We start from the raw sequence: 7837 nt of genomic DNA, 5'->3' as shown, positions 1-7837 counted from the left end.
AAATTCTGTATAATTAATAAACGGATTGGGATAATTGAGCACATTTTCAATCTTCAATTCTTGATCTTTATCGTGCACTACAAATTGAATTTCAGCTATTCCTGAGTTATTATAAACATCCCAGGCCTTAAGAGTCAAGGTGTGAAGCCCTGGTTTTAAATCTCGAAACGCATAAGTGACCTCACCTTTGGTATAATCATCTACTTGTGCTTTGTAATAATCATTGAGCACAAACGGATTGGTTTCGTCACCATCAATAATGGCCACAATATCATGACCAATTCCGCTAGCGGTATTGATACCGTTTTCATCTTCAAGTTTGGCCAATAAGGTTGGTGCTTCGTTAGTGATACCACCTGACACAAAATTTTCGTCGTTCAAATACAGTTTTACTATGGGGCCAGCAGTATCTGTAGGTGCGTTTTTATTGATACCACCAATCAACACATCAAAGTTAGCACCGGTCTGATCTTGTGCCGGAGTGTCGGATTTTGCATAAAAACTGACTTTGCCAGGCCCAACGGGCACGCCAATATCTCTCGGAACTACAAATTCAAAATCAAAAACACCATTTTTAACACTGGCTTGGCCTATAAAGATTTTTTCGCCCAAAGTGGCGAAGTCCATTTTAATTACCTCACCATTTTGCCTTGCACCATTATTCCCCAAAGTTTGACGTTTAATATCCTTATCAAAAATAGTGGTCATGAGCACACCATTATAATTGGTCATTAAATTTCCCGCAGGATCCAAAACCTCGCCCGACATCTTAACTTTACTCAAGGCTTTTAAGGTATCATTGGTTTGACCTAAAGGCATATCATTGATTTTTGTTAGCTGAATATTAGGCTTGGCAAACGCCAATTTCATCGCAGGGTCTCCTATAAAAAAAACCAAACGCTGCTGACTTCCAGAAGCGGGCATATCATTTTTTGTACGTCGCAAAGCCTCTGCCATGGAAAGATTATCCGTTGATCCGTAACTAAAAAGATGCTTTTGCAATTTCTCATTAAAATTGACGCCTACTGTTACAAAAATTTGACGTGTAGTACTAATCAGTGCAATGGCACCGCCATCGGGATTCCAATAGGTATATTCTCCAGCCGTTGGACGAAACGGATTATCAAATCGTGTATATTCGCAAGTAACGGTAACAAAACAACTAAATCTGCAAATATTTCTAAGTTCTTGCGAATCATTTTTATCAAAAATACGTTCGGAAGCCAAGCCATCTTCACCGCCATGGCCAAAATAATTAACCACTAAAGCACCGACTTCCATAGCATCTTTTATAGCTTTATTTACAGCTGGATAACGCTCACCACTTGCCGAAGCTTCTTGCTGGAAAGCATCTGAATGAATTTTAATGACATTTAAAAATGGTTTTTCTGCAGTAATATTTTGTCCAATTTGATCTGTTGTTTCTTGCAGAACACGTTCCCAATCCTCATCCACATCATCTGATATTACAACGACATTATTTCTCCAACTACCATATGATTCGTCTTTATAATACAATTCAATCTTATCGACCATTTCTTTGGCACGTTGCGGCGTTTCTACCAAAATCCGTCCTACGGCGATATCCAACTCTTCACCATTTCCCATATAACCTTCAGTAATATCCATCATGCCATAAAAATCATCCGAAACAAAAGCAGAAGTCAAACTGAAACTTTCTAGGGCATGCCACGAAGGCACAATATTGGTATTATTGGGAATTCGATCTTTATAATCAAAAGAAGCATCACCAAACAGACATAAATATTTTAACCGTTTATCGGGCGTACTGGCATTGTGATAGACATAACGCACCAGATTTCTAATGGCAGCAATATCTTGATTGCCCGAACTGAACTCGGTATAAATTTCATTGAGCGTAACTACTTTTACATTAAGTCCGTTGCGAATTCTATTTATTTGTGCCAATCGTTCGGCTTGAGGTGCTAAATTGTTTGGAGAAATAATAATATAATCGACATCCTTAAACTGACCTTGGTCATCCTTAAAAATTGTGCCTTTTATATTTTGATTGACAATACTGGTTTTACTTTCTTTTAAAGGCTCATAATAATCCGAAGGCGTGACAGCGAGATACGTTTTGGCAATTCCTGAAATTGATTTAAATGTGAAAATCCCATTCGCATCAACATTTTCAATGCTCGTCACCTCATATTTATTGCTGATATCCCAAATTTCTGAAACCTGAGCGGCATTCGCCATTGTATATTCCACAATTCCCGGGGTGGCTGCCACCTGATGGTTTTTGAAAATAAATTGTTCACCTTCAAAAACCAAACCTCTTGTGGCTTCGATGGATATATAATCCAAATACCCTTGTGCCGTTGGATTTCCCGAATTATTATAGTTCAAATGGATTGTAACATTGGGTGAATTGAGCATCACATTATTATCAAAAGATTTTCCACTTGCCAAAATGGAAGAATTGATGGGTGTAAACGCAAGATTGGCAACAACGTTTGAATTGACTTTAACTTCCATGCTCGTGTTAACTTCCGAAACCGCTGCAGCAAAAACCTTTACACGAGCGGGTTGTGAAGCAATCAGATTTGGGAAATTAAATTCAAATTTTTTTTCGTTTTCAATATCAAATCGGTCACCAAACCACCTTCTTCCCATGCGCACAATATTAACATCATCAACTTCATGAAATTGATAATCCTGAAATGTATTTATAGAATAAGTTGCCGAGCTTGCAGGCTGTTCCATATTTTGAATACGCTTACCGGCACCACTACTCACATTGACATAATAATAACTTTTATCGGTAAATATATTGAGATTGGTATTACTGTCCTTATTATATCCTGTTGGACCTTCGGCATAAAACAAAATAAAATCGGTATTGTCAAAAACGCCATCTTCTTCGCCCACAAATTTTACGGCATTTTCGGTAAGATCCATTGGATAAAACTCCTCGTTAGGCAAAGGCAACATCGCACCTCCATTTCCATAAATTTTAATAGTGCGCGGATCTACCGAATTTGTATTGACGCCCAGCGCGTTCAAAAATCCTTTGGTCAACTTAAACACACCCGACTTGTCCACATAAAACCGATACCAATTTCCAGAACTGAGCACCGAATTGACCATAGAATGACTTTGATCAAAAACAGCGTTCGAAACCCGATTGCCCGATGTATTTGATGAATTATAGGAAATTGTAAAAGAAGTTATTTTTTTATAGATCCCGTTTTCCTTAATAATAGGAGTCACTTCTAAATAAGCATGCGTTTCGCCTCGTGCTACCGTATTTTCAAAAAACAATTGGGGAGCTGTTGGAATGGTTTCGAGCGGCACCGATTGCAATTCGCTAACAGAAATATTGGAATAGGACACATTGGTAAGTATCACCGAACCTTTATTAATCGCCACATCTGATTTCCAACGGGCAGAAAACAGTAATCCCGTGGTAATATCAAAACTAAAATGATCTTTATCAAATGAAGGCACTGTTATCGAAGAATACGCGGTTTCTAAAGCCACAACACCATTCCATTTAATATCAAAATGCTTTTCTTGGCCAAAAGCCAAGGCAGATATCAAAATTAAAAATGACAGTAATTTTATTTGCATTGTCGGGATTGATCTTCTTCAAAAAAACTATCGCAATTTATGGTTTTCTCCGTCAACCATTCTTCTAATATAAAGAAAGAATAACGGTTGGTCAGATTCCTTATTATGAAACTCAAAAAATTTCTTCAAAATTACGACAATATTTAATTTTTCAGACCGTTATTAAAGCATCAAATACATCGATAAAATCAACAAAAATCCGACGTGATGTTCGATAAAAGGGATGAAATGCATATTTTTTTGAATCTATTTACAAAAAACGCTTGTTCATTTCTCTTTAATTACTATATTGCGTCACTAAATTTAATCAACTTACTTAAAAGGTATGGATATGAAAAACATCATTAATTTAAGGATTGCATTTGCCCTAATGCTTTCTTTAGCAATGGTTGGGTGTAAAAAGTCCTCTTCTTCGAGCGAATCCAGAGCAACTGGATGGAAAATTAACGATAAGAACGGCGGCTTTCAATACAACACCAATTTTAAAGAACAAGAAACTTCCCCGGGTTTAGTTTTTGTTGAAGGTGGCACCTTTACCATGGGAAAAGTGCAAGATGACCCTATGCACGATTGGAACAACACACCTAGTCAACAGCACGTTCAGTCCTTTTATATGGATGAAAGTGAGGTGACCAACAAAATGTATTTAGAGTATTTGGATTGGATCAAGCGTGTTTATCCACCAGAAGATCCAAATTTCAAATTAATTTATCAAAGTGCCTTGCCAGACACCTTAGTTTGGAGAAACCGACTGGGCTATAGCGAAATGATGACCGAAAACTATCTGCGCCATCCGGGTTATGGAGAATATCCTGTGGTTGGTGTAAGTTGGATCCAAGCCGTCAATTTTGCAAGCTGGAGAACGGACCGAGTTAACGAGTTGTATTTGGAAAAAGCAGGCTACTTGAAGAGAGACGCCCGTTTAACTGATGTTAGTGCAGATTCTAACTTCAATACCCAAACCTATATCAATTCGCCAAGCTCAACTTATGGTGGTAATTCGGAAATTCTTGAAGGCGGCAAAAAAAGACAGCAAACCGACGCTGAAGGCAATCCTATTAATATTTATGCAAAAAGAGAATCTGGAGTTATTTCCCCAGAGTATCGTTTGCCATCTGAAGCAGAATGGGAATATGCAGCACTTGGATTAAACGAATTAAGAAACTACAACACCATTCGTGGAAGAAAAAAATACCCTTGGAGTGGTCAATACACCCGCTCTGGCAAAAGAAAAACCAGAGGCGACCAATTAGCTAACTTTAAACAAGGTAAAGGGGATTATGGTGGAATTCAGGGCTGGTCTGACGATGGTGCCGACATTACCAATAAGGTAAAATCATACTTGCCAAATGATTTTGGAATTTATGATATGGCAGGTAACGTTGCCGAATGGGTAGCCGACGTTTACAGACCCATTGTTGATGATGAATTTAATGACTTTAACTACTACCGTGGCAACGTATATACCAAAAATGCAATAAACGAAGACGGTACCGTAAAAGTAGTCACTCCTGCAGATATTGTATATGACACGCTTAACAACGGACAAGTAGTACCAAGAAATCTTCCAGGCGAAATATTACAAGTCCCTATTAGTGCTGATGATGCCTATCTAAAAACAAACTTTGACAGTAGCGATAACCGAAACTTTAGAGACGGTGACAGAAAATCATCAAGACATTACAGCGATAATTTTGACGATACCGAAGGCCAAGGTGAAGTATCTGAAACACGACAAATGTACAATTCACCAAGACACAAAGTTTCTATCGATTCGACAGGTGCTATTATCAAAGCCTATGACAAATCTGATGACAGAACCTCTTTGATCAATGATAACGTAAGAGTTTATAAAGGTGGCTCTTGGAAAGATAGAGCGTATTGGATTGACCCAGCACAACGTCGTTATTTCCCACAAGATATGGCTACAGACTATATTGGATTTAGATGTGCCATGTCGAGAGTTGGTTCGAAATCAAAAAAATCAAATAAAACAAGACACTAATTTTATTTCCATAAATTTTTCAAAAGTCCTAACCCCGAGTTAGGACTTTTTTATTACATTTATTTTATGACTATAGAAGAAATTTACCAGTATTTTAAAGTCTGTACGTCAGCATGTACAGACACTCGAAAAATTGAAAAAGACAGTCTTTTTTTTGCCTTAAAAGGAGATCACTTTAACGGCAACGCGTTTGCAAGCCAAGCCTTGGAAGCTGGTGCCAAATACTGCGTTGTCGACGAAGCTAAATATGCTACGGACGATCGTTGTTTTTTAGTAGAAAACGTTCTAGAAACCTTGCAAGAACTTGCCACCTATCACCGCTACCAACTGAAAGCTCCAATTATCGCACTTACCGGAAGTAATGGTAAAACTACTACCAAAGAACTGATCAATGCTGTATTATCGCAAAAATATAAAACATCGGCCACCCATGGCAATTTGAACAACCATATTGGCGTTCCTTTGACCCTCTTGGCCATGAATGAAGGTACAGAAATAGGCATTGTGGAAATGGGTGCCAACCATCCAAAGGAAATTGCTTTGCTATGCGAAATTGCCCATCCCGATTATGGCTTGATCACAAATTTTGGCAAAGCACACCTTGAAGGTTTTGGAAGTATTGAAGGGGTTATCAAAGCGAAATCAGAGCTATATGATTATCTGAAAGCACATCAAAAAACTATTTTTGTCAATGAAAATGATCCACTTCAAGTGCGACAATCCTCAAATTATGACAATATTTATAAGTTTGGATTATCCAGCTCAACAAACGCCAAGCTAGAAATTATCAATACACAACCTTACGTTACACTTAGCTACAATAATTCTGAAATTAAAAGTCAATTGACGGGTACTTACAATTTCAACAACATTGCCGTAGCCATCGCCATTGGCTCTTATTTCAATATTGACACTGCGGCTATCATTAACGCCATTGAAAATTACACACCCACCAATAACCGATCGCAAATTCTAAAAAAAGACAGCAACACCATTATAATGGATGCGTATAATGCCAATCCGACAAGCATGATGGCCGCTTTGGAAAACTTTAAACAATTGCATGAAGAAGAAAAAGCAATCTTTTTAGGCGATATGTTCGAGTTGGGGCAAACTGCCGAAATCGAACATCAGTTTATTGTGGATTATCTTGAAAAAAACGACTTGGGAAAGACCTATTTAATTGGTAAAAACTTTTACAAAACAACGGTCAAAAACGAAAACATACAAAAATTTGAATCTTTTGAAGATCTCAAATCAAACCTCAAAAACCGTCCTATTAAAAACTCATTTATATTGATTAAAGGATCTCGTGGAATGGCGTTAGAACGGATATTGGAAGTTTTAGATTAGTGATTATCATTTACCATTTGTTGGAAGAACACTGACCTATATTGTCTGTTCAGGCGCGTGACGCTGATTTTAATGGTTTTCACTGTCTTTGTTAGCCTACTGAATTAACAGCTTTGTGCGCGAGTTGTTTCACGGAGTTACGCTGAGGTTTCACGGAGATTCATAGAGAGTTTTTTCAGACACAAATTACACGAATTACACTAATTATTATGTCGTTGTTTAATAGGAAGACATGAACAATTTTATGTAAAGTAACTTTGCGGCTCAGCGGCTTTGCGCGGGTTGTTTCACGGAGTTACGCTGAGGTTTCACTGAGATTCACGGAGAGTTTTAGACACAGATTACACGAATTGATACTGATTGTTTTGCGTAAACATCTTTGCGGCTCAGCGACTTTGCGAGAGTTGTTTCACGGAGTTACGCTGAGATTCCACGGAGATTCACGGAGAGTTTTTTAGACACGAATTGTACTAATAATATGGATTTTTCATGTCGTTATAAATTAAAATCTTTTAGCACTCTCTGAAGATAAAATGCATGTTGCTTTTTAAATCCACAAATGGCCCTATTTACAATTGATATCACTCCTAACAACCCCTTGTTATATCAACTTTTAGATTGACGCACAGGATTGTAAAACGAAGTGATTAGCCCTAATTAGAGCTCCGATAACATTTTCACACATTACTCATACACTATCCATGGAGTATCTATGGCGTATCCATGGAGTATCCATGGAGTTGGTCCGTCCTGAAATAGCTATACAGATTATTAATTAAATCCTATTAGTTCAAAAAGCATTTGTCTGACAGCTATTCTTTTGGGAGTTTTAGGTCTTTAAAAAGTGTGAATGGTGAATGGTGACGGGGTGAAATATTAACA

Annotated in this window: 3 protein-coding genes; 2 read left to right on the top strand and 1 reads right to left on the bottom strand. The window is 37.7% G+C overall.

Annotation, left to right across the window (positions count from 1 at the left end):
• Window positions 1-3597: type IX secretion system sortase PorU (gene porU, locus VNJ50_RS03420; protein WP_325579067.1), on the bottom strand; the 3597-nt coding region annotated here is incomplete at its 3' end.
• Window positions 3598-3922: 325 nt separating this feature from the next.
• Between porU and gldJ the strand changes: the two genes are divergently transcribed.
• On the top strand, window positions 3923-5602 hold the full coding sequence (gldJ, locus tag VNJ50_RS03415) for a gliding motility lipoprotein GldJ (RefSeq protein WP_325579065.1): 1680 nt from the start codon (window positions 3923-3925) through the stop codon (window positions 5600-5602).
• 66 nt (window positions 5603-5668) lie between these two features.
• Window positions 5669-6955: a UDP-N-acetylmuramoyl-tripeptide--D-alanyl-D-alanine ligase gene (locus VNJ50_RS03410; protein WP_325579063.1), complete on the top strand. Its 1287-nt coding sequence runs from the start codon at window positions 5669-5671 to the stop codon at window positions 6953-6955.
• The last annotated feature ends 882 nt before the right edge of the window (window positions 6956-7837 follow it).

Source organism: Gelidibacter sp. (assembly GCF_035577925.1).
Classification (GTDB): Bacteria; Bacteroidota; Bacteroidia; order Flavobacteriales; family Flavobacteriaceae; genus Gelidibacter.
This window is presented reverse-complemented; position numbering and strand designations above follow the sequence as displayed.